General features: G+C 61.0%; 25 protein-coding genes. 13 read left to right on the top strand and 12 right to left on the bottom strand.

Annotated features, from left to right (window positions below):
* Positions 1-153: 153 nt before the first annotated feature.
* The 3 genes from pdxH to ACG9DO_RS02800 are packed head-to-tail and all read left to right on the top strand — an operon-like array spanning position 154 to position 2,529.
* Positions 154-747, top strand: a complete 594-nt coding sequence (pdxH, locus tag ACG9DO_RS02810; protein WP_394731174.1) for a pyridoxamine 5'-phosphate oxidase — start codon at positions 154-156, stop codon at positions 745-747.
* On the top strand, positions 744-1,703 hold the full coding sequence (locus ACG9DO_RS02805) for a cation diffusion facilitator family transporter (protein ID WP_394731173.1): 960 nt from the start codon (positions 744-746) through the stop codon (positions 1,701-1,703). Before pdxH ends, ACG9DO_RS02805 begins: the two co-directional genes overlap by 4 nt.
* Before the next feature lie 4 nt (positions 1,704-1,707).
* Positions 1,708-2,529 (top strand): PhzF family phenazine biosynthesis protein, encoded by an 822-nt coding sequence (locus ACG9DO_RS02800; protein ID WP_394730211.1) that lies wholly within the window; start codon positions 1,708-1,710, stop codon positions 2,527-2,529.
* Here ACG9DO_RS02800 and ACG9DO_RS02795 read toward each other — a convergent pair.
* Entirely contained in the window at positions 2,514-3,668 is a 1,155-nt protein-coding gene (locus ACG9DO_RS02795; protein WP_394730210.1) for a serine hydrolase domain-containing protein, read from the bottom strand. The genes ACG9DO_RS02800 and ACG9DO_RS02795 overlap by 16 nt on opposite strands.
* 35 nt (positions 3,669-3,703) lie before the next feature.
* Here ACG9DO_RS02795 and ACG9DO_RS02790 point away from each other — a divergent pair, with 35 nt between their 5' ends.
* The gene (locus ACG9DO_RS02790; protein WP_394730209.1) at positions 3,704-4,045 is read left to right on the top strand and encodes a hypothetical protein; all 342 of its coding nucleotides are present in this window, start codon (positions 3,704-3,706) and stop codon (positions 4,043-4,045) included.
* Between the two features lie 13 nt (positions 4,046-4,058).
* On the opposite strand, the gene mnmA is transcribed toward ACG9DO_RS02790, so the two are convergent.
* Positions 4,059-5,213, bottom strand: coding sequence for a tRNA 2-thiouridine(34) synthase MnmA (gene mnmA / locus ACG9DO_RS02785; protein ID WP_394730208.1), 1,155 nt, complete (start codon positions 5,211-5,213; stop codon positions 4,059-4,061).
* 160 nt (positions 5,214-5,373) lie between these two features.
* Between mnmA and ACG9DO_RS02780 the strand changes: the two genes are divergently transcribed.
* From ACG9DO_RS02780 to ACG9DO_RS02750, 7 genes are all read left to right on the top strand, one after another.
* Positions 5,374-5,721, top strand: coding sequence for a hypothetical protein (locus tag ACG9DO_RS02780; protein WP_394730207.1), 348 nt, complete (start codon positions 5,374-5,376; stop codon positions 5,719-5,721).
* On the top strand, positions 5,718-6,017 hold the full coding sequence (locus ACG9DO_RS02775; RefSeq protein WP_394730206.1) for a DUF1153 domain-containing protein: 300 nt from the start codon (positions 5,718-5,720) through the stop codon (positions 6,015-6,017). The genes ACG9DO_RS02780 and ACG9DO_RS02775 overlap by 4 nt, the downstream gene beginning before the upstream one ends.
* A gap of 250 nt (positions 6,018-6,267) precedes the next feature.
* Positions 6,268-6,534, top strand: a complete 267-nt coding sequence (locus ACG9DO_RS02770; protein ID WP_394730205.1) for a GlsB/YeaQ/YmgE family stress response membrane protein — start codon at positions 6,268-6,270, stop codon at positions 6,532-6,534.
* 335 nt (positions 6,535-6,869) lie between these two features.
* Entirely contained in the window at positions 6,870-8,105 is a 1,236-nt protein-coding gene (locus tag ACG9DO_RS02765; protein WP_394730204.1) for an efflux RND transporter periplasmic adaptor subunit, read from the top strand.
* Complete coding sequence (locus tag ACG9DO_RS02760) at positions 8,102-11,551, top strand: efflux RND transporter permease subunit (protein WP_394730203.1); 3,450 nt, start codon at positions 8,102-8,104, stop codon at positions 11,549-11,551. The genes ACG9DO_RS02765 and ACG9DO_RS02760 overlap by 4 nt, the downstream gene beginning before the upstream one ends.
* 95 nt (positions 11,552-11,646) lie before the next feature.
* Positions 11,647-12,870: a DUF445 domain-containing protein gene (locus ACG9DO_RS02755; protein WP_394731172.1), complete on the top strand. Its 1,224-nt coding sequence runs from the start codon at positions 11,647-11,649 to the stop codon at positions 12,868-12,870.
* A 162-nt stretch (positions 12,871-13,032) separates the two neighbouring features.
* On the top strand, positions 13,033-13,698 hold the full coding sequence (locus ACG9DO_RS02750; protein WP_394730202.1) for a sigma factor: 666 nt from the start codon (positions 13,033-13,035) through the stop codon (positions 13,696-13,698).
* Here ACG9DO_RS02750 and ACG9DO_RS02745 read toward each other — a convergent pair.
* The 4 genes from ACG9DO_RS02745 to sucC form a co-directional block, all read right to left on the bottom strand.
* Positions 13,695-14,585, bottom strand: a complete 891-nt coding sequence (locus ACG9DO_RS02745) for an energy transducer TonB (protein WP_394730201.1) — start codon at positions 14,583-14,585, stop codon at positions 13,695-13,697. The two genes, ACG9DO_RS02750 and ACG9DO_RS02745, sit on opposite strands and share 4 nt — an antisense overlap.
* A gap of 78 nt (positions 14,586-14,663) precedes the next feature.
* Positions 14,664-15,593, bottom strand: a complete 930-nt coding sequence (locus tag ACG9DO_RS02740; protein ID WP_394730200.1) for an electron transfer flavoprotein subunit alpha/FixB family protein — start codon at positions 15,591-15,593, stop codon at positions 14,664-14,666.
* 29 nt (positions 15,594-15,622) lie between these two features.
* Positions 15,623-16,375 carry an electron transfer flavoprotein subunit beta/FixA family protein gene (locus ACG9DO_RS02735; protein WP_394730198.1) on the bottom strand — a complete coding sequence of 251 codons (753 nt, stop codon included), beginning with the start codon at positions 16,373-16,375 and terminating at the stop codon, positions 15,623-15,625.
* Positions 16,376-16,530: 155 nt separating this feature from the next.
* Positions 16,531-17,730 carry an ADP-forming succinate--CoA ligase subunit beta gene (sucC, locus tag ACG9DO_RS02730; RefSeq protein ID WP_394730196.1) on the bottom strand — a complete coding sequence of 400 codons (1,200 nt, stop codon included), beginning with the start codon at positions 17,728-17,730 and terminating at the stop codon, positions 16,531-16,533.
* 132 nt (positions 17,731-17,862) lie between these two features.
* Here sucC and ACG9DO_RS02725 point away from each other — a divergent pair, with 132 nt between their 5' ends.
* Entirely contained in the window at positions 17,863-18,648 is a 786-nt protein-coding gene (locus tag ACG9DO_RS02725; RefSeq protein ID WP_394730195.1) for a 3'(2'),5'-bisphosphate nucleotidase CysQ, read from the top strand.
* Between the two features lie 89 nt (positions 18,649-18,737).
* Here the strand turns inward: ACG9DO_RS02725 and ACG9DO_RS02720 are convergent, their stop codons facing one another.
* Positions 18,738-19,433 carry an OmpA family protein gene (locus tag ACG9DO_RS02720; protein ID WP_394730194.1) on the bottom strand — a complete coding sequence of 232 codons (696 nt, stop codon included), beginning with the start codon at positions 19,431-19,433 and terminating at the stop codon, positions 18,738-18,740.
* A gap of 198 nt (positions 19,434-19,631) precedes the next feature.
* Here ACG9DO_RS02720 and ACG9DO_RS02715 point away from each other — a divergent pair, with 198 nt between their 5' ends.
* A complete protein-coding gene (locus ACG9DO_RS02715; RefSeq protein WP_394730193.1) occupies positions 19,632-20,939 on the top strand; it encodes a hemolysin family protein in 1,308 nt (435 codons plus the stop codon).
* Positions 20,940-21,163: 224 nt separating this feature from the next.
* Here the strand turns inward: ACG9DO_RS02715 and ACG9DO_RS02710 are convergent, their stop codons facing one another.
* From ACG9DO_RS02710 to ACG9DO_RS02690, 5 genes are read right to left on the bottom strand one after another with little or no spacing between them, the layout of a single operon-like run.
* On the bottom strand, positions 21,164-21,586 hold the full coding sequence (locus tag ACG9DO_RS02710) for a DUF3035 domain-containing protein (RefSeq protein WP_394731170.1): 423 nt from the start codon (positions 21,584-21,586) through the stop codon (positions 21,164-21,166).
* The gene (gene lspA / locus ACG9DO_RS02705) at positions 21,586-22,113 is read right to left on the bottom strand and encodes a signal peptidase II (protein ID WP_394730192.1); all 528 of its coding nucleotides are present in this window, start codon (positions 22,111-22,113) and stop codon (positions 21,586-21,588) included. The genes ACG9DO_RS02710 and lspA overlap by 1 nt, the downstream gene beginning before the upstream one ends.
* Positions 22,113-25,088 (bottom strand): isoleucine--tRNA ligase, encoded by a 2,976-nt coding sequence (gene ileS, locus ACG9DO_RS02700; RefSeq protein ID WP_394730191.1) that lies wholly within the window; start codon positions 25,086-25,088, stop codon positions 22,113-22,115. The genes lspA and ileS overlap by 1 nt, the downstream gene beginning before the upstream one ends.
* Positions 25,085-26,023 carry a bifunctional riboflavin kinase/FAD synthetase gene (locus ACG9DO_RS02695; RefSeq protein WP_394730189.1) on the bottom strand — a complete coding sequence of 313 codons (939 nt, stop codon included), beginning with the start codon at positions 26,021-26,023 and terminating at the stop codon, positions 25,085-25,087. The genes ileS and ACG9DO_RS02695 overlap by 4 nt, the downstream gene beginning before the upstream one ends.
* Complete coding sequence (locus ACG9DO_RS02690; RefSeq protein WP_394730188.1) at positions 26,023-26,550, bottom strand: dihydrofolate reductase; 528 nt, start codon at positions 26,548-26,550, stop codon at positions 26,023-26,025. Before ACG9DO_RS02690 ends, ACG9DO_RS02695 begins: the two co-directional genes overlap by 1 nt.
* Positions 26,551-26,554 lie beyond the last annotated feature (4 nt).

Here is a 26,554-nt window from a genome sequence, read left to right as displayed (position 1 = left end):
TGCAAACTATGCGCTGCAAGCGCCGTTCAAACGTGTATGGAGGCCTCGAGAATTTGCTCTCAGGACTGTGTAACATGTGTATCCAACAAGCAGGAAAAGCCCCCCGTGCCTGAACCCACAGCAGAACAGATTGCCCGGCTCGCAGATAGCGAAATCCCCGCTAACGCGGATCCGTTCGCGTTGTTCGAGGCATGGTTTGCCGAGGCAAAAGAGGCTGAACCGAACGATCCCAATGCAATGGCGCTTGCGACTGCGACACCGGCTGGCGCGCCGTCGGTGCGGATGGTGCTCCTGAAGGGCCATAGCGCGGAAGGCTTCACCTTCTACACCAATGCGCAGAGCCGCAAGGGACGGGAAATCCGCTCAAACATGCAGGCAAGCCTCCTGTTTCACTGGAAGAGCCTGCGCCGCCAGATCCGGATCGAAGGCCCGCTCAGCGAAGTCAGCCCAGAGATGGCGGATGCCTATTTCCACTCGCGTCCTTTCGTGAGCCAGGTTGGCTCTGCAGCCAGCGACCAGTCGCGCCCGCTCGACAAGCGCCAGACCTATATTGACCGGATCGAGAGCCTTGAAGAGGCATGCAAGGGCGCGGGCGAAGTTCCGCGCCCTCCCCACTGGACCGGTTTTACGCTCTCGCCCCGGCGGATCGAATTCTGGCTCGATCGCGCCAACCGGCTGCATGACCGGCGCGAATTTACTCGCGCTGGAGCGAATGAGCCATGGGCGGACGGACTGCTCTACCCATGACGCAGCCAGCCGCTTGGCCCGCTCAGACCGAAGAGCAGAAAGCGCGGGCAAAGCTGACCCGTGGTGCGGCCGTCGCTTCGATTTCGACCGCGCTGCTGCTTGTCGGGCTGAAGGTCTACGCAACGCTACAGACCGGCTCGACCGCGATGCTCGGCAGTCTGGCCGATACCGCGCTCGATCTCGTGGCGAGCCTTGCGACACTGGTTGGCGTGTGGATTGCGGCGCAGCCAGCGGATGAGGATCACCGCTTCGGACATGGCAAGGCGGAATCGCTCGCCGCCATGTTCCAGGTCATCCTGATTGCGCTGTCAGCGTCCGGTATTGCCTTCAGGGCGATTGCACATCTTGTCGAAGGACATAAGACAGCAGCGGCGGAAGAGGGCATTGCGGTCTCGCTGATCGCGATTGTTGCAACGCTCCTGCTGCTCGCCTGGCAGCGCCACGTTATCCGCAAGACAGGCTCGCTCGCCATCCGGACCGACCATTTGCACTATCAAAGCGATCTGCTGCTCAACGCGGCGGTGATCGCGGCGCTCGTGCTCGATCAGTATCTCGGCTGGGCGCAGGCCGATCCGCTGTTCGGGCTTGGCATTGCCGCCTGGCTGCTGTGGGGCGCTTGGCGCGCAGCGCGCGAAGCGGTCGATCACCTTATGGATCGCGAATGGCCGGAGGAAAGGCGCCAGGAATTTCTCGCAGTGCTGGCGCGGCACTCCGAAATCCGCGGGGTCCACGACCTGCGTACGCGCACCAGCGGTGTGGACGACTTCGTCCAGTTTCACATGGCGGTCGATCCGCATCTCACCATCGTCGAAGTACACGCTCTGATGGATGAGGTCGAAGAGCGGCTGGAGCGTGAATTTCCCGGTGTGGAAGTGTTGATCCATCCTGACCCCAAGGGCCTTGTCAATGAAGCAGGCCCGGCTTCCGAAGAGCTTCTGCCTGGATTGAAGGAGTAACAACTTGACGGCGATCCCTTACTGGCATGTCGATGCCTTCTCCGCCCAGCCGTTTGGCGGAAATCAGGCGGCGGTGATGGTGCTCGACGAATGGCTTCCGGATGAAACGCTGGTGAAAATCGGCGGAGAGAACATGTTTGCGGAAACCGCCTTCGTGGTGCGCGATGAAACGGGCGCGTCCGATTGGGAATTGCGCTGGTGCACGCCGACTTACGAGATTGCGCTGTGCGGTCATGCGACGCTTGCGGCAGGGCATGTGCTGCTCACGCGTGGTGGCGGTGATCGCGTGACTTTCCGCACCCGCAAGTCGGGCATTCTCGAAGTGCGGCGTTCGGGCGAGGGCGGCGAATACGAAGTCAGCCTGCCCGCCACTGTGACAGCTCCCGGTACGAGCGATAAGGCTGCACAGCTGATGGGCGGCAATCCGGTTGCGATCTATCGTCCGCAGGGCAAGGAGATTCGCTACCACATTTTCCTCTATGCGACCGAAGCAGAGGTGCGGGCGCTCGAACCCGATATTCGCGCCCTTGGCGCCATGGGCAACGACCAGTTCATTGCCACCGCACCAGGTGACGCCGGATCTGGCTTTGACTGCGTCAGCCGGGTGTTCGTGCCCGGAGGCGGGGTAGATGAGGACAGTGTGACGGGTTCGGCCCACTCGCTACTCACCCCGTTCTGGGTTGAACGCCTCGGCCGCAACAACCTGCGGGCGCATCAGGCGAGCGCACGCGGTGGCGATCTGACCCTGCGGCTCGATGGTGACCGGGCGTGGCTCGGCGGGCCATGCGTAACGGTGGTGAAAGGCGAGTTTTATATCTCTGGATAAAGCGCCAGAATGTCCGCCAGCTCCTGCAGCAGCGCGATGCGTTCTTCAGGGTTTGAATGGCCGAGGCGGACGATCGTCACCCGTTGGCTGGGCGATACGATGACATACTGGCCCATGTGCCCGATCAGCGCGAACACGGTTTGCGGCGCGCGCTCCGGGAACAGCGGATGCGGCTGGTCTGAGGCAGGCTCGCGAAATTCGCGGTTGAGCCAGGTCTGGTAGCCATAGTGCGCGCTGACAGGACTTTGCGTGACCATGGCTTCGACCCATTTGGCTGGCACCAGCTGCTCACCGGTCGGGGCGCGGCCCTTGCGGCGCAGCAGCTCGCCCAGCTTTGCCCAGTCGCGCGCGCTGGCATGCATCAGACTGCCGCCGATCAACGTGCCCGAGGCGTCGAACTCAGGCACCATGCTGGTCATGCCGAGTGGTTCGAACAGCCGCGCCTGCAAATAGTTGGCGACTGCCGTGCGGCGCGTCTCGGGATCATCGCTCTGGGTGAGCGCGCGCGCGGCAATGTCCGCCAAAATGACGCTGGTGTTGGAAGAGTATTCGAACTGTTCGCCGGGCTCTGCTTCAAGCGGTTGCTCCTTCGCCCACTGAGCCATGTTATCGCGGCCATCGAGGAACAGCATCCGCACTTCCGAGGATTCGTATGGCGGATCACCCGCCTCGGTATGGCGCAAACCGCTGCGCATCTGCAGCAGGTGTTTCAATGTAATCGCGCCGCGGGGGTCACCGGGGCGCTGCCACAAGGATACCGGGGCAGGCTCCTCGACGCTCAACCGGCCGTCAGCGACGAGCATGCCGATCAGCATGGCTGAGACTGTCTTCGCCATCGACCAGCTGACAAAGCGGGTGTCAGCATCGTAGCCTTGCGCATAGCGTTCCGCCGCCAGCTTGCCATTTGCGATGACCACCAGGGCGCGTGTCTCGCCAAGGCTTTCCTGCGAGAACAGGTCATCGACTTGCCGGGCGACATTATCCCGCGGAGCGCCAGCATCCTCAGCCACGGCCGCCATCGCTTCATCGCTAAGCGGCTGCTCTAGCGGTTCTGAAGCCGAGCAGCTGGCGACAGCCAGGATTAGGGCTGGCAGCAGGAGATGGCGGGCGTTAGGGAAGGGCGCGACAGACAACTTCATGCGCGCACCCCTCGCGCAAGGACACGGGATTGGCAATGGCGAAAAGCAAGGCGAAAGCGCAGAGCGGGCGCGGGTGGTGGATCCTGCTCGGCCTTATCGCAATCCTTGCGACAATAGCGTCCATCTATCGCGTGCAGATCAGCGGCTATACCCAGATCGCGACCGCCTACTCTGCGCGGGTTGCATGCTCGTGCCACTTTGTCGCGGGTCGTAGTATCGACGACTGCGCGAAGGACAAGCTGGCAGGCATGGAGCTCGTCACGCTCAAGGCCAACACCGATGCAAAGAGCGTGACTGCGCGCTTTCCCCTGATTGCGTCAGACACCGCCTATTACCGCGAAGGCTATGGCTGTGTGCTGGAGAAATGGGAAGAGTGAGGACGCCTGAGCCTCAAGCTGCGCTGGTCGTCTCTTCGATCCAGCCACCGCCAACCACGCGCTCGCCAGCATAGATCACGGCCGCCTGACCTGGCGCAACGCCGTATTCAGGTGCGGCAAAATGGATGCGCGTCGAAGCACCATCGCCAAGCGGGCTTTCCAGCGTGACCGGAACCGGCTTGGCAAGACTGCGGACCTTGGCAGTCAGCGGGGCATCCGGCAGCGGCCCGATCCGGTTGGTTTCCGTGATAAGAGCAGCTGAAGTCGCGAGCATCCGCTTCGGCCCCACCCGCACTTCGCGTGTCTCTGCATCGACACCGACCACGTAAAGCGGTTCAGGCTGGCCGCCGATTTGCAGGCCCTTTCGCTGGCCAACCGTGAAATGGATGATGCCCTGATGCTCGCCCAATGTCTTGCCTGTCTGCGCATGGACAATCGCGCCCGGAGCGGCGCCTTCAGGGCGGAGCTTCTTGACGATTCCGGCGTAATTGCCGTCGGGCACGAAGCAGATGTCCTGGCTGTCGGGCTTGGCGGCGTTGCGCAGCCCGGCCTGCTCGGCCAGCTCGCGGACTTGTGACTTCGGCAAGCCGCCCAGCGGAAACCGCAGATATTCCAGCTGGTCGTTGGTCGTCCCGTAGAGAAAATAGGACTGGTCGCGCGCAGGGTCCAAAGCACGGTGCAGCTCTGGCCCGGCCGGACCCATCATCCGCTGCACATAATGCCCGGTCGCAAGGCAATCTGCGCCCAGCTCGCGCGCCATCCGGAAAAGGTCCGTGAATTTCGGCCCCATATTGCAGCGGATGCAGGGGACTGGCGTGCGCCCGGCCAGATAGTCGTCGGCGAACTGCTCCACCACGTCTTCGCGAAACGCGCTTTCGTGGTCGAACACGTAATGCGCGATCCCCAGACGGTCGGAAACCGCGCGAGCGTCAGCAATGTCATCACCTGCGCAGCACGCGCCCTTGCGACCTGTGGCAGCGCCATAGTCGTAAAGCTGGAGTGTGATGCCGATGACTTCAGCCCCGCTCGTCGCTGCAAGCGCGGCCACGACCGACGAATCCACACCGCCTGACATGGCCACGACAATCCGGCTCTCGCTTGCCGGCTTCGGCAAGTCGAACAGCGCTTCAGGCGAGAGCCCGGCGGCAGAGAGTGTCATATCCGTCATGGGAGGGCGCGCCATACATGGCGACGCAAGGGAAATCCAGCAATGCCTTGCAGGTGCGTTTTCGAACGGCTCAATGGTCCGGGACAGCGTTAAACAGTCCTAATCCGAGGTAAACACCGGTTTTACCAAAACTTGACGCAGAGGCGTTAGAAACAAGGGCATGTTGGAGAATTCGCCTTTGAACCCTGCGGCATTCAGCGGACCCGAACCGTCGGCCATTCGCGGCCGCGCCCTGCGCGCGGTCGGCTGGAGCGACCTGACCGCTCGGATCAATGCGGCGCGCGACCTGCGCGAGTTTTTGAAACAGGATCTGATCCTGGGAGCGGCGAGCTTTGCCGATGCGGCTGCGGGCTACTTCGTACCTCCATCCGATGGCAAAGATGGCGTTAACCATGATGCTTTAGAGGCCTGCAAAGGCTTGGAAGATACAGAGAGCTTCAATGAGAACGCAGCACTGGCTGCACCCTTGGAAGGCTCGCAAGAGCAAGGTTGTCGAGAAAATAAATGATTGAAAATCAAGACATCCGTCCTTCGAAGGTCATCGGTCCGCTCGGCGAGCCGCTGACCCTTGAGGATTTGCCTGCACCGGAAACCAAGCGCTGGGTCGTGCGCCGCAAGGCGGAAGTGGTCGCAGCCGTCAACGGCGGCTTGCTGACGATCGACGAAGTGCTGGAGCGCTATGGCCTCACGCTTGAGGAGTTCGCTTCCTGGCAGCGTGCGGTCGACCGTTCCGGAATGCAAGGTCTGCGTGTCACGCGGATTCAGCATTATCGTGATCTGTACGAGCGCCAACTGAAGTACTGATTGCTCCGCTCGCTTGGGGCGAGCGGCCTTTCTCAAGCCCACATTTCTAGATTCGGGACCGCTCAGCAGCGCTGGGCGGTCTCTCCTTATGCCCCTTCGCGGCCAGTTCCCCGGGTCCATTCCTTGCCGTTTACGTGGTTTCGAGTGTAGCACTGCCGCAGGCTTGCAGAATCGCTGCTGTCGGAACTCAATGGCAGTCCAGCGCATTGATGCAGGGCAAGCTATTGAAAGAATATGGAGGAATGGGAACATGGGTTGGATCATCGCACTTATCGTAGGCGGCATCGCAGGTTGGCTGGCGAGCCTCGTCATGAACCGCGACGCGTCTATGGGCATCTTCTGGAATATTGTCGTGGGCTGTGTTGGCTCAGTAGTCGGTAACATGATTGCAGGGCCGCTGCTTGGCATTACGGGAAGCGTTCAATCCTTCTCGCTCACAGGCCTGGCTGTTGCAGTTGTTGGTGCCATCGTCCTGCTTGGCATCGTCAATCTCATCCAACGTGGACGCGTGCGTTAACGCAGGGCTGACATTGGCCATTGAGGCCTGACAGCGCAGCTTTCAGCGCTGCGAATTACATGTTTGTAACCAAGATGAAGGGCGGTGCGCGCTGCGCCGCCCTTTCTTCATTGACCGCGCGCCCGCGGCCGCTTGTGCCCGTGATCGCCGCTCGCGAACGAGGCATTCCCGCACGCCATCGAGCAAAATGTCGCTTGTCGGGACCCGAAAGTCGCTCAGCGAATTGTCCTGCAAGGGTGAATGCCTCGTTGCTCCAGATGGTTAGGGAGTCTATGAGGGATTGCGTCAGGTGAGTTATTGAAATAATACACCCTGACTAAAAGCGACACAAAACTATGAACTATGAGAGCAAAATCAGCGCGGAAGCCGACAGCGCCGGCATGACTGACTACGATCTGTCGGGCGACCGGCGTGCCGGCCTCGATCGCAAGTGGCTGATCGTCGGCCTGCTGGTGCTGCTGATCGCATTGGGCGGCGCGTATTATTTCTGGCAGCGCCAGGCGGCGGCTGACCTTGCAGCTGGCGATCGCCAGACGCAGGCTGCGACCGTGACCGTTGTTGTGCCTGGCAAGATGACATTGCAGGGCCAGATCACCGCGACAGGTTCGATTGCGGCGCGGCGCGAATTGCCGGTCGGGGTGGTTGGCGAAGGCGGCCGGGTGGTGTCCGTCCCTGTCGAGCAAGGGCAATGGGTGCGCCAGGGCCAGGTGCTGGCCGCGATCGATCGCTCCGTTCAGTCGCAGCAGGCGCGGAGCGCGGCAGCCAATGTCGATGTTGCCAAGGCTGATGCGAAACTCGCGCAAAGCAATCTCGATCGCGCGCAGCAACTGGTAGAACGCGGATTTATTTCCCAAGCCGATATAGACCGTCTGACTGCAACGCGTGACGCCGCGAAGGCGCGGGTGACTGTCGCCGAAGCGCAATATCGCGAACTGCTGGCCCGCAATGCGCGCTTGAATATTGTTGCGCCGGCATCAGGCCTGCTTCTCCAGCGCAATGTCGAGCCCGGACAGACTGTCGGGGCTGGCTCAGGTACGCTGTTCAGCATCGCTCAGGGCGGCGAGATGGAACTGCTCGCTCGCGTTGGTGAGAACGAAATCGCCCAGCTTTCAGTTGGCGCGGTGGCTGAAGTGCGGCCGGTCGGCTCGGGCAGGGTGTTCACGGGCCAGATCTGGCAGATTGAGCCGACCATCGATCCGCAAACCAGACAAGGTGTCGCGCGGATCGCGCTGGCATATGATCCGGCGCTGCGCCCTGGCGGTTTTGCGAGTGCGACGCTCAATAGCGGAGCGGTTGTTGCGCCAATCCTGCCTGAGAGCGCGATCCTGACCGACCGCGATGGCAGCTATGTCTATATCATCGATGCCGAGGACCGGGCGCAGCGACAGGCGGTCGAGACCGGCATCGTGACGCCGGAAGGCATCGCTGTCGTATCCGGCCTTGACGGGACCGAGAAGATTGTTCTGCGCGCCGGTGGTTTCCTCAGGCCCGGCGAACTGGTTCAGCCCAAACTGGCGCCCGGCAAGACTGGCGAAAAGGCGGCCGAAAAATCGGAGAGCGAGGCGCAATGAATTTGCGCGAAATCTCTGCCTGGTCGATTCGCAATCCGGTTGTCCCGATCGTCATATTCCTTGGGTTGACGCTGGCGGGTATCGTCTCGTTCAATCGTTTGGACATCGTCAATTTTCCTGACATCGAATTCCCGGCTGTTTCGGTCAATGTCTCGCAGCCCGGCGCTGCGCCGACCGAAATCGAAAAGCAGATCACGCAAAAGATCGAGGCCTCGGTGGCTTCGATCAGCGGGGTTGAGGAAATCAGCTCAACCGCAAGCGAAGGCAACTCCAGCACCTTTGTCAGCTTCGCGGTGGGGACCGACGTTGACGTTGCGACCACCGAGGTCAAGAACGCGGTCGACCAGATCCGCAGTGACTTGCCGGAAGGCATCCTTGAGCCGCTCGTACGCAAGGTCGATTTCACCGCTGGTCCGGGCGGCAACAACCTGGCCTTCTACGCGGTGCGCGCAGATGACATGACGCTGGAGGAGCTGAGCTGGTTCGTCGATGATGTCGTCGCGCGCCGGCTGCAAGCGATTCCCGGCATGGCGCAGGCGAGCCGCAACGGTGGAGTCGATCGCGAGATCCGCGTCACGCTCGATCCCGCGCGCATGCAGGCGCTGGGCGTTACCGCCCGCGAGATCAACAATGTACTCAGGCAGGTCAATATCGATGCTTCGGGCGGAGAGGCGGAGATTGCCGGATCGCGCCAGGCCGTGCGCGTACTTGGCAATGCAGATACTGCCTATGAATTGAGCGAGGCGCGCATTTCGCTGCCTGGTGGCCGCACGATCAAGCTGGCCGACGTCGCCGATGTTACCGACGGCACGTCCGAGCAGCGCAGCGTCTCACTGTATAATGGCAGGCAAGTCGTGGGCTTCAGCTTCGCGCGCGCGCGCGATCGTTCAGATGTCGCGGTCTATGAAGCGGCGGTCGAAGAGATCGGCAAGATCGAGAGCGAGTTCCCGCAGGTCGAATTCGTGGAGCTCTTCACGCCTGTGCCTTACGCCAAGGCGCAATATACGTCCTCGATGGCGGCGCTTATTGAAGGAGCGCTGCTGGCGATTGTCGTGGTGTTCCTGTTCCTGCGCGACTGGCGTGCGACCTTTATCAGTGCGCTTGCCATTCCGCTTTCCGCGATCCCGACCTTCTGGTTCATGGATCTGCTCGGCTTCAACCTGAACTTCCTCTCGCTGCTCGCGTTGAGCCTGGTTGCAGGCGTTCTGGTCGATGACGCCATCGTTGAAATCGAGAATATCGTCCGCCACATGCGCATGGGCAAGAGCGCCTATCAGGCCTCGATCGATGCTGCCGACGAAATCGGGCTAGCAGTGGTCTCGACCACTTTCTGTATCGTCGCGGTGTTCCTCCCGGTGGGCCTCATGCCCGGCGTAACCGGCGAGTTCTTCAAGCCGTTTGGCCTGACTGTTGTGGTCGCCGTGTTGGCCTCATTGGCCGTCGCGCGCATGATCACACCCATGATCGCGGCCTACTTCCTCCATGCCAAGGGACATGCAGCGCATGGCGAAGGCCGCGCGATGGACTTCTATATGAAGATCCTGCGCTGGACGATGGACGACACGCGGTCGAAGGCCATGCTGGCAGACCTGCCAAAGGCGCCTTCGCGCTGGTTCTACGGTCCGATCGCAACGATCGTCGCGATCGCGTTGATCGCGGTTTCGCTTCAAGCCGGCATTTTCATTTTCCAGCTGGCGATGGAATGGGACATCTGGGTGTTGCTCGCCGCCCTCGTAATACCGGTCATAATGGTCGGCGCATTCCTGCTAATCGGCTTCCTGCTGAAGCTGTTTCTCGGGGTTTTTGGAGCCTTCGGAAGATACTTCGCGCGCTTTGCCGAACGCTTCATGGCGCGCACAAAGGACCATCGCTTCTACGCATTCCTGATGGGCATATATGCGCTGTTCATTACCGTCGCGCTGCTTGCCGGTCTGCCGCAGCAGTTCCAGCCCAGCACCAATGAAGACACAACTGTCGTCAATATCGACATGGTGCCCGGTACGACGCTTGAACAAACGCGCTTGGTCTCCGAAGAAGTCGCCGCAATGCTGCTCAACGAGCCCGAAGTGAAGCACGTTACCCAAGCGGTGAGGATCGGCAGTGCGCAGCAGTATATCGCCCTCAAGCCCGCGGCAGAGCGTGACGCCACCAGCAACGAATTCCAACGCCGCCTGACCCCTGCCCTGAGCGAAGTAGCCGATGCCCGCGTTTCCTTCGCTTTCGAAGGGGGTGGCAGCAGCGGCCGCGCGATCTCGATCCTGCTGGCAGGCAGCGATTCGGAGGTTCTCGACGAAACCGCCCGGCAACTGGTCGAGGAAATGAAGGGCGTTGAGGGCGTGGTTGCGCCGCGCATCAGTGCCGACCTGCAGCAGCCTGAGCTGATCATCGAACCGCGCGAGGATCTGGCGGCACAGCTTGGGGTGACCACGGCGGCCCTGTCCAGCGCGATCCGCATTGCGACGCTGGGCGAGATTGACCAGAACGCGGCGAAGTTCTCGCTCTCCGACCGGCAGGTACCAATCCGCGTAATCCTTCCGCGCGAATCGCGCAGTGACCTGTCGACGATCGAGAACCTGCCTGTCCCAACTGCTTCCGGCGATGCGGTTCCGCTGAAGCGCGTCGCCAATATCCGGTTTGGCGAAGGCCCGACCCGTATCCAGCGCTACAACCAGTCGCGCAGGGCCGTGATCGGGGCGGACCTCGCGCCGGGCGCAGTGCGCGGCCCGGTGATGGAAGCAATCAACGCGTTGCCGACCATGCAGAACCTCCCGATCGGCGTACGCCAGATCTCGGTTGGCGAGGACCGCTTCCAGCAAGAACTTCTGGCCAATTTTGCCGTAGCCGTGATCAGCGGCATTCTGCTCGTGTTCGGCGTGCTGGTCCTGCTCTACCATCGTTTCGTTTCGCCGCTGGTCAATATGACCTCGTTGCTGCTGGCTCCGCTGGGCGGTTTGCTTGCCTTGATGATAATTCGAGAGCCGATCTCCATGCCGGTCTATATCGGTATCCTGATGCTGCTCGGTATTGTCGCCAAGAACTCGATCTTGCTGATCGACTTTGCCATCGATGCGATGGCGGAAGGCAAGAACAAGTATGACGCGATCATTGATGCCGGGCACAAGCGCGCCCAGCCGATTGTCATGACAACCGTCGCGATGACGGCTGGCATGGTGCCCACGGCAGTATCGCTTTCGGGCGATGGTGCGTGGCGCGCGCCAATGGGTGTAACGGTTATCGGCGGCCTGATTCTCTCAACGGTCCTGACACTGGTCATCGTGCCAGCAGGATTCAGCCTCGCCGATGGCTTTGAAAAGCGGGTCGGCCCGTGGCTGCGGACCCGTTTCCTGACCTACAAGCCGGGCGACGAACATTATGATGAAGAGCTCTCCGCGCGCACGCGCCCCGGTGCGCAAGGCTATCGCACCGGAGCGGAACCTGCGGAGTAAGCGGGACAGGCGGCCGATTGACCATGGCTGAAACGCCAGCACCTCCACCCTATCGCTTTGGCGGGGAGCCGATATCACCCGATCGCGCCAAGCGAATGCGCTGGACCGCCACCGGCCTGCTGGTGGCCATGGCGGCCCTGTTCTTCTCGACCCGGCCGTTTTTGGGCGAGCATCCCGCATGGGGCTATGTCCACGCCTTCGCCGAAGCGGCGATGGTCGGCGGCCTGGCGGACTGGTTTGCGGTTACTGCCCTTTTTCGTCACCCGCTTGGCCTGCCGATCCCGCACACCGCGATTATCCCTGAAAACAAGGACCGGATCGCGGATACCATGGCGCAGTTCCTGCGCGACAATTTCCTCACCCCCGCGGTTGTCGCACGGCGAATGCAGCACATGAATGTCGCGAAGGCGGCCGGAGACTTTCTTGTCGCACAGCCCGATGCAACCGGTGACAACCGCTCGCGCCTTACGGCAGGCGCAGCAGAGCTGTTGGCGGAGATCCTCGAGTCGCTCGATCCCGATCGGCTCGGCAACCAGGTCCGCAGCGGCCTCGCTGGCCAGTTCGCCAAGATCGATGTCTCGCCCCTGCTCGGACGTATGCTCGAAGGCGCGATTGCCGATGGAAGGCACATGCCGCTTATGGACGGCTTCATTCGCTGGGCAGGACTGACGCTGGAGGACAATGAAGAAACGGTGCGCGATATCATCCACGACCGCGCAAACGCAGTGCTGCGCTGGACCGGCCTTGACGAGCGCATTTCGGCCTCGGTGCTCGACGGGCTCTACAAGCTGCTCGCCGAAGTGCTGGTCGACCCCGAGCACCCGCTGCGCAGCAAGATCGAAGAGGGCCTCGCACAGCTCAGCCAGGATCTGCAGCATGATCTCAAGACGCGCGCGCGAGTGGAGGCCATGAAGCGCGACCTGATAGAGAACCCTGCCGTTGCGGAATGGTGGATGGGCGTGTGGGAGCGGATCCGTCGCTCGTTGATCCGGCGTGCGCGTGATCCAGAAGGTAAGCTGGGTGAGGAGATGCGCAAGGGTCTCGCCGAGATGGGTGCAGCGCTGCAGACGGATGCGCGGCTGCAGATGCAGATCAATCGCTTCGCGCGTCGCACTATGGTCGGGGTGGCCACGCGCTATGGCGATCAGATCGTCCAGCTCGTCTCAGAAACGGTCAAGCGCTGGGATGCGGTCACGATTACCGGCCGGATTGAAAACGCGGTCGGGCGCGACCTGCAATTCATCCGCATCAACGGAACGCTGGTTGGCGGGCTGGTCGGGATGACGCTTCACTTCATCGATGGGCTGCTGTTTCACTAAGTAAGAGCACCTATGGCGCAAGCGGCACGGCACTTTATAAACCCCTAAAAAACAACGAAAAATGGTCGGGCCAGTGCTCTAGGCATGACTACCTAGCTCCGTGACAGCGCTCTCATAAGTCCACAAGATTAACCCTCGTTGCGCGTCAAGGAGGGGAAGACCATGGCACGGACAGCGAATGCCGGTTTTAACGCAGCGCTCGAGCGTCAGGTGGACCGCGCACGAGCGGCCAGAAGGCTTTCAGGCCACGCCGGATCATCTTTGGAGAGTCGCGAATTTGCGCGTCTTCTCGATCTGCTTGCATCGCGCATTGCGCATCTGATCCGGGTCTATCATCTGACCGACATGGTAGAGGATGCCCGGCAGGCCTGTGCGATTGCGGTGCTGCGCGCGCTGGAAAGCTACGATCCGGGTCAGGCGCGTTTCAGTACACATGTCACTTGGCAGATACGGGGAGAGCTGCAATCGCTGCGGCACCGGATGCGGCTCGACCAGCGGCGCAGCGCGCGCAGTGCTGGGATCACGACGGTGCGGTTGGAAGCGCTGGGGGAAGAACGCGGGCATGCGTTCGAGATCTGCGATGATCGTGCGCTCGATCGGGTCGAGGCTGGCGCCAGCAATGCCATGAGCCTGAGCATGCTGGACGAGCTGCTCGAAGCGATTCACGCGCCTGAGCACGAGCGCTGCATTATCCGAGACCAGCTGCTTGACCGCGATCCGCGCGCCTGCGACCGGACCTATACGTCAGAGCAGCGCCGCCAGATCACGCGGCGGACTTACAGGAATTGCGCGAAAGTGGTGGCTGAGATGCCAGAGAAAATGGCCTAGGAGATACGGAAACTGACTGGCTGGATGTGATAGCTCGCCATAGGCACACCGTTTTCATCCAGCGCCGGCTCGAAGGTGGCGTGCTCGATAATGGCTTTGCATGCGGCGTCGGAGAGCGATCGGTCGGCTATATTCGCGAGGCTCGTGCAGCTTGTCACTCGACCATCCATGCCGACCATGAGCCGAAGACGGGTGGCACCAACCTTGCCGCGATTGAGCGCAGCCCTTGGATAGCTGTGCTTGACGGCGCGGACCCAGCTTTCCGCGTCTTTTGGGACAGGCGGGCGGGTCTGTCTTGCGATGCGATCCGGGTCAAGTCCCCATTCCTTCAAGAGTGTATTGAGACAGTGCGTGCGAACCGTGATGAGGTCCGAGAACGAGCCGGTTTCCAAGCGCACGAATTTGCTGAAGCCGCTCACGATTTCGAGCGCTTCGATCCCCTCTAACCACGCCCGCAAATCGTCGTCAGCCATCGAGATTATCTCATCGTCGGACATATCGAAACCAACCGGAGGGTGGAAGTAGCCAACGCCGAAATGCCCAGACGCATTGCCGTCACCTGTCATCGGATAGGCTGTTGAAGGCTTGATGGTGCCTTTATAGGGGGCAAACCGAAATTCGAAATCGCGCCCCCGTGTACGCAACTTTTCCGACATGGCGATGAGATCGAAGGACGGCCCCGGCGTGTACTGACGGAATTCAACGAAAAACTTGTCGCTTTGGGATTCGAACGAGCGCCTGAATGCACAGTGGTCATCAGCATAGTCGAAGACCCAAGGGCCTATTGGATTGTAGCTTTCCGGGGCCTTCTCCCATGCTGATAGCGATGGGGTCAGGATCAAACCCAAACCCACAATCACCGGAATCGCAAGTATTGCAAACCGCATACAAAAACCTCCAGGAAGCCAGCATAGCTCCCCGGAGGTTTCTAGCAACTTGAGTTTTTCTAAAGGGTTAGCGGGCGCTTAGAGCTTTTCCATCAGTTCCGGCACGACCTTGTAGAGGTCGCCGACAAGGCCGATATCCGCGACCTGGAAGATTGGAGCATCCTCGTCCTTGTTGATCGCGATGATGGTCTTGGAGTCCTTCATGCCGGCGAGGTGCTGGATCGCGCCGGAGATACCGATCGCGATGTAAACCTCCGGCGCGACGATCTTGCCGGTCTGGCCGACCTGGTAATCGTTGGGGACATAGCCCGCATCGACCGCCGCGCGCGAAGCACCGATGCCGGCGCCCAGCTTGTCCGCAAGCGGGGTGATGACCTGTTCGAAGGTTTTTGCGTCCTTCAGCGCACGGCCGCCCGATACGATGATCTTCGCGCTGGTCAGTTCAGGGCGTTCGCTCGCCGCGATTTCGGCACTCACAAAGCTGGAGAGACCCGAATCGCCTGGACCGCTGACCGCTGAGACTGAGGCCGAACCGCCGTTGGCTGCTGCCTTGTCAAACGCGGTGCCCCGCACGGTGATGACGAGCTTCGCGTCAGAGCTTTCAACCGTCGCAATCGCATTGCCCGCATAGATCGGGCGCGTGAAGGTCTTGGGACCTTCAACCGAAAGAATGTCGGAGATCTGCATCACATCCAGCAGCGCTGCGACGCGCGGCGCGATGTTCTTGCCCGTCGTGGTGGCGGGGAAGAGCACAGCATCAAAGCCGTCCATCAGGCCTGCAATCAGCGGCGCAACATTCTCAGCCAGAGCGTTTGCATAAGCGGCATCGTCTGCCAGGTGCACCGCGCCGACGCCTGCAACCTTGGCGGCCTGATCGGCCACGCCTGCGCAGCCGCTGCCTGCGACCAGCAGATCAACATCGCCCAATTTGGAAGCCGCTGTCACAACCGACAGCGTTGCGTCCTTCATCTCGCTATTGTCGTGTTCGACCCAGACGAGAGTTTTCATGTCATAATTCCTTTCTTGTCCGGGTTGGCTCAAGCGATGCCGAGCGCTTTGATCTTCGCGACCAGCGCATCGACGTCGGCGACCTTTTCACCTGCCTGGCGAACCGGAGGCTCAGAGACATTGGTGGTGGTGAGACGCGGCGCGATATCGACGCCGTAATCGCCCGGTGTCTTGGTATCGAGCGGCTTCTTCTTCGCCTTCATGATGTTCGGCAGCGACGCATAGCGCGGCTCGTTGAGCCGCAGGTCAGTGGTGATGATCGCAGGCAGCGAGAGTTTGACGGTTTCCAGACCGCCATCGACTTCGCGCTTCACGATAACGCTGTCGCCATCGACCTCGACCGTGTTGGCAAAGGTGCCTTGCGGGCGGCCCATCAGCGCCGCGAGCATCTGGCCAGTCTGGTTGCTGTCGTCCGAAATCGACTGCTTGCCGAGCATGACGATGCCCGGGCCTTCTTCCTCGGCAATCGCCTTGAGGAGCTTCGCAACTGCGAGCGGTTCCACGTCGACGCCGTCTTCAACCTCGACCAGGATCGCGCGGTCTGCGCCCATGGCGAGCGCGGTGCGCAGCGTTTCCTGAGCCTTTGCCGGACCGATCGAGACCGCGATGATCTCCTCCGCCTTGCCCGCTTCCTTGATGCGGATCGCCTCTTCGACCGCGATCTCGTCAAACGGGTTCATGCTCATCTTGACGTTGGCAAGATCAACGCCTGAACCGTCTGCCTTCACACGCGGCTTGACGTTGTAATCGATCACCCGCTTGACGGGGACGAGGATTTTCATGGTTCTTCTTCCTCTGCGTAAGTGTTGGCGGTGCTCTAGCTTGCGTTTACGTAAACGTCAAGGCGGAAGCCGCTAGCCTGATGGATCAATGGCCTGCTATAGGTTGGTGTTCCATGGCAGACCGGAAGAGTATTCATTAGGCGAGGCAGCCCGGATCAGGCCGCCTGCTTGACCTCCGCGACGATCTTTCTCGCGGCGTCACCCAGATCGTCCGCTGGAACAATTGGCAGGCCAGAATTGGCGAGGATTTCCTTGCCTTTCTCGACATTTGTGCCTTCCAGGCGCACCACCAGCGGGACGTCGAGCTCGACTTCCTTCGCCGCTACCACAATACCCTCTGCAATCGTGTCGCAGCGCATGATCCCGCCGAAGATGTTGACGAGGATACCTTCAACCGCAGGATCCTTGAGGATGATCTTGAACGCCGCGGTGACCTTTTCTGTCGTCGCTCCGCCGCCTACGTCGAGGAAGTTCGCCGGGAACGCGCCATTGAGCTTGATGATGTCCATCGTTGCCATGGCGAGGCCCGCGCCATTGACCATGCAGCCGATATTTCCGTCGAGCTTGATATAGGCGAGGTCATATTCGGAGGCTTCGACTTCGGCGGGGTCTTCTTCGGTTTCATCGCGCATCGCTTCCACATCGGGGTGACGATAGAGCGCATTGCCGTCAAAGCTCATCTTCGTATCGAGCACAAGGAGCTGACCGTCTTTCGTCTCAACCAGCGGGTTGATTTCCAACATCTCGCAGTCAAGATCCATGAAAGCGGTGTAAAGCTGCTTCGCGAGCTTCTGGGCCTGCTTGTTGAGATCGCCTTTGAGCTTGAGACCAAAGGCTACCGCACGGCCATGATGCGGCATGAAGCCCTGCGCCGGGTCGATTGTTATAGTGACGATTTTCTCCGGCGTGTTGTGCGCGACTTCTTCGATGTCCATGCCGCCTTCGGTCGAAACGATCATCGCCACGCGGCCCGTCGCCCGGTCAACCAGCATGGAGAGGTAATATTCCTTCTCGATATCCACGCCATCGGTAACGTATAGGCGATTGACCTGCTTGCCTTCTTCGCCGGTCTGGATCGTCACCAGCGTGTTGCCGAGCATTTCGCTGGCGTCCGAGCGTACATCCTCGAGCGACTTGGCAAGCCGCACGCCGCCCTTCGCATCCGCGCCCAGTTCCTTGAACTTGCCCTTGCCGCGGCCACCGGCATGGATCTGAGCCTTCACGACATAAAGCGGCCCGGGTAGCTTCTCTGCCGCTGCCACCGCTTCCTCGACGGTCAGCGCTGCGTGACCTGCAGGGATGCCGATCCCGTACTTCGCAAGCAGTTCCTTGGCCTGATATTCGTGGATGTTCATTTGGGGGTCGCTCCTGTGGGTCGAACTTCGGTTTGGCATGGGCGGGAATCGCCACATTTGTGTGCGGCCTAAGCATGATTGAGCCGCCTTGAAAAGTAGACTTTCGTTCGCCAGAGCGATCCTGCTACGAACATGATCGATTCTGCTCGTCTCAACGCCGTTGTCAGTGAAGCGGGGCGCATTGCGCTGGGCCGCTGGCCGGGTGCTGGGCACGAGGTCGAGATGTGGGAGAAGGAACCGGGCCATCCAGTTTGTCTCGCCGACATCGAAGTCGATGCTTTCCTGAAACGCGAACTCGGGGCGCTGCTGCCATCGGCTGGCTGGCTGTCAGAGGAAACGGCGGATAATCCCGCGCGGCTGGCGCATGACCTGGTCTGGTTGGTCGATCCCATAGACGGAACCCGCGATTTCATCCGCGGCCGCACTGGCTGGGCGATTTCGGTCGCATTGGTCAGCAATGGCAGGCCGCTGATCGGGATGCTCAGCGCACCGGCTCGCGGGGAAGAGTGGCTTTCGGTCGCAGGGCAAGGGGCGACGCTGAACGGCTTAGCGATCAAGGCCTCGACCCGCAGTGATCTTTCGGGAGCGCGCGTGCCAACCGATCAGCTGGCTACAATCGACAGCGATCTGACCATGGTCGAAAAACCCAATTCGATTGCACTGCGTATGGCAATGGTCGCCGATAACCGGGCAGACCTCGTCGCGACGTTGCGTTGGGGTTACGAGTGGGACATCGGCGCTGCCACGCTGATTGCACGAGAAGCTGGCGCGATGATTTCCGACGCGCATGGGGAGCAGTTGCGATTCAACAAGCGTGATCCGCGGGCCTTCGGGGTGCTGGTTTGCGCGCAGGGCATCCATGCAGCGGCGGTTGAGCATTTGTCCGAGCGTGCGCAAAGGCTGGCCACGAAGGGATAGGCCCGCGCACAAGCAGTGCAGCGATAGCGCAATAGACAAAGGGCCAGCCTTGCGGCCAGCCCTTTTCTCTGAATTTCAATGGGCCCCGATCAGTTGCCTTGAGCGGCCTGGACCTGCTCCTGGCTGACCGGCGTAATCTTGATCTCGACCCGGCGGTTCAGCGGCTCGGCCACATTGTCACCAGTTCGTACGCGGAGATAGGCGGGATCTTCGCCAAAGCCGCGGGTCTCGATCCGCGCCCGCGATACACCGCGTCCAACCAGATAGTTTGCAACCGTTTCTGCGCGCTGCTCTGACAGGCGCTGGTTCAAGGCGTTCGAGCCGGTCGTGTCAGTGAAGCCATACACGTCGATCAGGCTGTCCGGATATTTGATCAGGCTGTCTGCGACTTTGTTCAGCGTCTCGTAAAAGCCTGGATTGATATCGGCCGATCCGCTTGCGAAGGTTACGCCGTCAGGCAGGCGGACAAGGATCGCGTCCTGATCGCCGACTTCCTCGACTTCGACGCCGCTGCCTTCGGTTTGCTCGTCCAGCTCGCGGATCTGATCGTCAAAGCGCTTGCCGATCACGGCCCCGGCCGAACCACCAATGCCAGCGCCGATGATTCGCGCGGTGTCGCCGCCAATCACACCGCCGAGCAGATAGCCCAGCGTACCGCCAATCACCGCACCACCTGCGGTGCGAGATACCTTTTTCTCGCCAGTGTTCGGGTCGGTCACACAGGCGCTCGTGCCGATCAGCGACAGTGCAGCGACACTCGACAGCAAGATCTTGGATCGTGTCATGAATTCTCTCCTCCTGTTGGCGCGCAAGATCAGAAATGGGGGAGCGCGCCGTCCCTAAAATATCTTCAGTCTCTGAATGTTACCACATTAACGCGGTGTGACAGAACCTGTTTCTGATAGCGCGCTGAAGCGTTGCTCCGAAGAGATTGTTGCCACGAGTGGCTGGCGCATATCAAAAATTGTGCTAGCGAGACTGGCGTGACTCCCATTCCCTGGCCTGACGTCTTCATCATCGGCGGATTGATCGTGCTCAATGGCATCTTTGCCATGTCCGAGCTTGCGATCGTATCGGCCAAGACTTCGAAACTGCGCTCGAAACGAGATGCAGGTTCGGCGAGCGCGGCGACCGTACTGGCGCTGGCCGCCGATCCCGGAAAGTTCCTGTCGACGGTTCAGATCGGCATTACGCTCGTCGGGATCATTGCCGGGGCCTATTCGGGTGCGAGCCTGGGCGGACCGGTAGGAGAGCGCCTGGCGGCAGTGGGCGTGCCAAGCGAGTGGGCGCCAGAAGCCGGGTTCGTCCTGGTGATCGCGTTTGTGACATACTTCAACCTGATCATCGGCGAGCTGGTCCCAAAGCAGGTGGCGCTTCGCCACGCGGTCGCCATTGCGATGGTGATGGCACGCCCGATGGCGTTTATCGCGCGGGTCGCTGCTCCGCTGGTGTGGGTGCTCGACACATCTTCCGCCCTCATCATTCGGTTGCTTGGCATCCATCCCGGCGGGCAAAACAGCGTGACCGCTGAAGAGCTGCACATGATCTTCGCCGATGCGACGCGCAGCGGCGTGATCGAAGCCGATCAGCATCAATTGCTGGCGGGCGTCGTCCGCCTGGCAGAGCGCCCGGTGCGCGAACTGATGACCCCGCGCCCTGAGATTGACTGGATCGACATCAACGCGAGCGAGAAAGAGATCAAGCGGGTGATCGATGAAAGCCCGCATTCGCTTCTGCCGGTTGCCGATGGCTCGCCCGACACGATCCTGGGTGTGATCAAGGTGAGAGAGATACTCGCCGCCATGGTCGATGGCAGGGAGGTCTCGCTCAGGGCCCTGATGCGCAAGGCGGAAGTTGTCCCCGATCAGCTCGACGCCATGGATGCGCTGCGGGTGCTGCAGCAGGCGGAAATCGCGATGGCGATGGTGCATGATGAATACGGTCATCTCGATGGCATCATTACGCCGGTCGATCTGCTCACTGCCTTGGCGGGTAGTTTTGTCAGCGATCAGGATCAAGGCGACGCGCCCCAGATCATGGAACGCAAGGACGGCTCACTGGTGATATCGGGACAATTGTCGGCTGATGCGCTCGCGGACCGGTTGGGTCTTGAATATGGCGAAAGCCGGGAGTTCGGGACTGCTGCCGGTTATGCGCTGTCCGTTCTGAAGCGCCTGCCCAAGGAAGGCGAAAGTTTCGTCGATCAGGGCTGGCGTTTCGAGGTGATCGACATGGACCGCCGCCGGATCGACAAGCTGTTTGTGGTGAGAGAGCCTGAGGAAGCCGAGTAATAGTCCCCTGTCCTTGGTCGCGTAATTTTTTGTTTGGTCTCAGTCGCCGGCGCTCACATCCGTTCGCTTAGGCTTTCGGCCTACCGGCCGGCGCGCGCTGACTGCCGTCACCAAGAATCGGGCCGGGGGAGGCCCGGCAAGGACGACCGCCCTTCCGCAGCTGCCCCGTAGCGGAGCGAAGGAAATAGCAGCGAGGATGCCCGCTCGGATGAGCGGGGGCAAACCTAAGAAGGAATAACCGCCTGCGCGAACTGGCCGTCACCTTCAGGTGCGGCGATGATGTCACGCGTCGAGCGGCCCTTGGCGACCGTGTTCGTGTCAGGATCTCCAACCTGGCTGCGAATACCCGGTGCTGCTGCGCCTGCGCGGTCAAGCGCAGAGGTTTCGACCGAGCTGCGCGGCGCAGGACCGCCGAACAATGCGTCGAGCGCCTGTTCAGATGCAGTGCCGTCTGCCGGGCGCGGCGCTCCGGGTGCAGGCGGGACCAGGTTGAAGTCCGGCGGTACCACCAGCGGAGCCTGACGTTGCACCGCAAACTCGTCAGGACGGTCACGGTTGAGGAGGCCGCTGCTGCCGCAGCCAGCGAGCAAGGCGCTGGTGGTGGTCAAAAGGATGGCGGTCTTGAGGGTACGCCCAGAAACAAACATCATGTATTCTCCGATGGGACGCCTTCTGCGTCCAATTCATCTGCATCCTTTTCGCGCACGAACAGGCTGCGCACAAGGATTATCACAACGCCGATGGTGATAGCGGCATCTGCGACGTTGAAAACTAGGAAGGGGCGGAAATCCCCGATGTGAAAGTCGGCATAGTCGAGCACATAACCCAAGCGGTAGCGGTCAACGATATTGCCGAGTGCGCCGCCGAGGATCAGGCCAAGGCCGAGAATGTCGCCGAGCAAGCGCTCGCGCATCATCCAGACAGCCACGATCAGCGCAATAAACGCGGTGACGGCCACAAGGGCATAGCGCATTTCGATGCTGGTTGCTTCCAGCATCCCAAGCGAGACGCCGAAATTGTGCACCCGCGTCAGGTCGAAAAAGGGCAGCAAGTCAAGCTTGTCGCCCTGATATTTGAGTTCCAACGGACCATCCACCAGCCACTTCACAAGCTGATCGACGATGAAAATCACCGCTGCGAGCGCGAGGCCGATCTTGCGATTGCGGGTAAGCATCAGCCGACCACTTCGTCACAGCGCGCGCACAGATCGCCATCTTCCGCAACCTCGGGAAGAAGGCGCCAGCAACGGCCGCATTTGTGGTTGGTGCTCTTGGTGACAGTCACGCTGTCGGTATCGCTTCGCGTCACTGACGCGGTGATGAACAGCTCGGCCAGATCCGCATCGCTGAAGCCTTCCGGAACCGCGCTTTCGGGTACGACCACTTCGGCTTCGTTGGACGAGCGGATCACTTTTTCGCGCCGCAGCGGCTCAATCGCTTCGTTCACTTGCTCGCGCAGGTCGCGGAGCTTTTCCCAGCGCGCACCGTCTGCCGATACGCCCGGAACGCGCGGCCATTCAAGCAGGTGGACGCTGCCGCCATCCGGGTAACGCGTGCTCCACACTTCCTCAGCGGTGTAGACCAGCACCGGCGCGGCGTAGCGCACCAGCGCGTGGAACAGGATGTCAAGCACGGTGCGATAGGCGTTGCGTTTGTTGCTCTCCGGCCCGTCGCAATAGAGGCTATCCTTGCGGATATCGAAGAAGAACGCGCTGAGGTCCTCGTTGCAGAAGTCCACCAGCAGGCGCGTGTAGGTGTTGAAGTCGTAATCATCGACCGCTTGGCGCAGCTTGCCATCGAGCTCTGCCAGCATGGCGAGGACGTAGACCTCGAGCTCTGGAATCTCGCCCGTATCGCCCATATCGCCGACGAACCCGTCGAGCGCGCCGAGCAGATAGCGGAAGGTGTTGCGCAAGCGGCGATACTGGTCGCCCACACCTTTGAGGATTTCATCGCCGATGCGGTGATCCTCGGTGAAGTCGACTGAAAGCGCCCACAGCCGGATGATATCCGCGCCGTATTCTTCCATCACCTTCAGCGGGCTGATCGTATTGCCAAGGCTCTTGGACATTTTCTTGCCCGCCTGGTCCATGGTGAAGCCATGGGTCAGCACCTGGTCATAAGGCGCTCGGCCACGCGTCGCGCAGCTTTGCAGCAAGCTTGACTGGAACCAGCCGCGATGCTGGTCTGACCCTTCGAGATAAAGGTCGGCAGGCGCGCGCAGTTCGGGCCATTTGCCGCTTTCCAGCACGAATGCATGGGTGCAGCCTGAATCGAACCAGACGTCGAGAATGTCTTTGACCATCTCGTAATCGTCGGCGCTGTAATCATTGCCGAGGAATTCCTGCGCGCGCGCCTCGTCCCACGCATCGACGCCGTCCTTGTGGACTGCGGCGACAATGCGCGCATTCACCGCTTCATCGACGAGATACTCGCCGCTCTTGCGGTCAACGAACAGCGTGATCGGCACGCCCCAGGCGCGTTGGCGGGAGAGGACCCAATCAGGCCGCCCTTCGACCATGCTGCCGATGCGGTTGCGCCCTTTCTCTGGCACGAAGCGGACGCGGGCGATCTCTTCCATCGCGCGTTCGCGCAGGGTGGGCGCGGCGCAAGGCTTCTCGTCCGCCGGATCGATCGCGCCGCCTTCGCCTTCCCAGCCCTTTTCCTCTGCGGACTTGGGGCTCAGCCAGGGCAGCTCCTTGTCCATCGGCACGAACCATTGCGGGGTGCAGCGGAAGATGACCTTGGCCTTGGAGCGCCATGAATGCGGGTAGCTATGCGCGTAATCCGCGCTCGCTGACAGGAGCGCGCCTGCTTCGCGCAGGTCAGAACAGATTGGCCCTTCAGGCGCGTTGAACGGCTTGTTGATGACAGAGCGGCGGCGTTCTTTGCCGTCTTCGTCCTTGTCATCTGCGCCAAGCCACAGCCAGTCATCTCGATAGCGGCCATCATCCATCACCGCGAATTGCGGTTCGATGCCGTGTTCCTTGCACAGCCAGAAATCGTCCTCGCCATGGTCCGGCGCCATGTGGACGAGGCCGGTGCCGCTATCGGTCGTGACAAAGTCGCCCGCGAGCATCGGGCGCGGGGTTGCGTAGAACCCGCCCAGATGATGCATCGGGTGACGGGCTTTTGTGCCTGCTAGGTCGGAGCCAAGAATTTCTTTAACTGCTCGAAGGTGTACCCTCGGACGAGCTCCATCTTTGATGTCGGTGAACTTAGTATCGAGCCGCGCCTGAACGCTTTTGAGCAACTCTTTCGCGACGAGAACATGCTTTCCTTCCCAAGCATCATAGGGGTGGTTCTTCAAAACCTCGGATAGATCAGCATCGCCGACAGTTGACCCACCGATCCAAACTTTGGCCAGCACATACTCAACCTCAGGCCCATAAGCCAAAGCCTGGTTCACCGGGATCGTCCATGGAGTCGTCGTCCAGATCACCGCGTGCGCACCGACAAGCTCGGAGATCGGCGATTCAACAATCTCGAACGCCACATCGATTTGCGGGCTGTCGGTCAGGTCTTCATATTCGACTTCGGCTTCGGCCAGCGCGGTCTGCTCCACCGGGCTCCACATGACCGGCTTCGACCCGCGATAGAGATTGCCGCTTTCGGCGAACTTCAGCAGTTCGGACACAATCGTGCCTTCCGCTTGAAAATCCATGGTGAGATAGGGATTGTCCCAATCGCCCATGATGCCGAGCCGCTTCAGCTGCTCACGCTGCGTATCGACCCAATGCTGCGCATAGGCGCGGCATTCCGCGCGAAACTCAGCGGGCGGAACCTCGTCCTTGTTCTTCTTTTTCTTGCGGTATTGCTCCTCGACCTTCCATTCGATCGGCAGGCCGTGGCAATCCCAGCCCGGCACGTAGGGCGCATCCTTGCCGACCAGATTCTGCGTGCGGCACACCATGTCCTTGAGGATATGATTGAGCGCATGGCCGATATGCATGTCACCATTCGCATAGGGCGGGCCGTCATGCAGGATGAATTTCTCGCGCCCCTGCCGGGCCTCGCGCAGCTGCTTGTAAAGCCCTTCGGATTCCCACCGCGCCTGAATGCCCGGCTCCTTCTGCGGCAGGCCTGCCTTCATGGGGAAATCGGTCTTCGGCAGGAAGACGGTGTCTTTATAGTCGGGCTTTTCGGTCATTGCGGAAGCGCGCTTAGAAGCCTCCGCGCCTCCGCGCAATCCTTGTCCATCTGCGCGATCAGGTCGTTGAGGCTGTCGAACTTCGCTTCGGGCCGCAGGAAATGATGGAAGGCGACTTCCACTTCCTGCCCATAGAGATCGCCGGAAAAGTCGAAGAAGTAAGGCTCAAGCAGTTCCTTGGGCGGCTCGAATTGCGGGCGGATGCCGACATTGGCCGCGCCTTTGAGGACCTCTCCGGTCGCAAGGATCTTCCCTGTCACCGCGTAGATGCCGTATTTCGGGCGCTGGTAATTTTCGAGGCTGAGATTGGCCGTAGGATAGCCGATGGTGCGTCCGCGCTTGTCGCCATGCTCGACGATCCCGCGCACTGCGAAGGGCCGGGTGAGGAGCTTCGCCGCGAGTTGCGGGTCGCCATCCTTCAGGGCCTGGCGGATACGGCTGGAGGAGACGACTGCTGCGCCATCCTCGACTGCCTCGACCACGCGCGATTGCAGGCCGAGCGCGCCGCCCAGGTCACGCAACATTTCGACGTTGCCTGCCGCCCCTTTGCCAAAGGTGAAGTCGCCGCCGGTGACGACCCCATGCGCGCCGAACCGGGTGATCAGGATGTCGCGGATGAAATCCTCTGCGGGAGTGCTGGCCAATGCGCCGTCGAAGTGGAACACCAGCATCGCAGAGGCGCCCGCAGCGATATAGAGTTCCTGCCGCTGTTCAAGCGTGGTGAGGCGGAATGGGGGCACATCAGGCTTGAAAAAGCGCACCGGGTGCGGATCGAAAGTCGCGATGATCGAAGGGCGGCCTTCTTCATGTGCCCAGCGGATCGCTTCGCCTGCGACCGCCTGATGCCCCTTGTGGAAGCCGTCAAAGTTGCCGAGCGCGATAATCGCGCCGCGCAAGGGAGAGGGAACGGGTTCACGGTGATCGAGCCAGCGCATCAGTCCGCTCCTTCTTCGCTGGCCCGCGAGAAGCTCAGGAACGAAAAGGCGGGCTTGTCTCCGTTCGCTGCATGGTCTTCCTGAGCTGCCAGATGCCATTCGCTACCGGGTGCGCGCATGAAGGTGTCGCCGTGATATTCGGCGTGAACCTGCGTCATTTCGATCCGGTCGGCATGGTCCCAGAACACGTCATAGATCGCCGCGCCGCCGACTATGGCGATGTCCGTGTCGGAATTGTCTCGACGGGCGAGCGCCAGCGCTTCCTCTACGCTTCGGACTTGCTCCGCGCCGTCACTGTCCCAGCGCTCGCGCCGGGTGAGGACGATATGGCGGCGGCCGGGCAAAAGACCCGGCAGGCTCTCAAAGGTCTTGCGCCCCATGATCATCGGCAGGCCTTCACCATCCTCGCCCATGGTCAGCTGTTTGAAATGCTTGAGGTCTGCAGGAAGGTGCCAGGGCAGTGTGCCTTGCTTGCCGATCGTGCCATTGCTCGCCCGCGCGTAAATGAGGATGATTTCGCCCGCCATAAGC

Origin of the sequence: Altererythrobacter sp. GH1-8, from assembly GCF_043702085.1 — a bacterium.
Taxonomy (GTDB): Bacteria; Pseudomonadota; Alphaproteobacteria; order Sphingomonadales; family Sphingomonadaceae; genus Erythrobacter.
The sequence above is the reverse complement of the archived record's forward strand: the minus strand, read 5'-3'. Positions and strand labels throughout refer to the sequence as shown.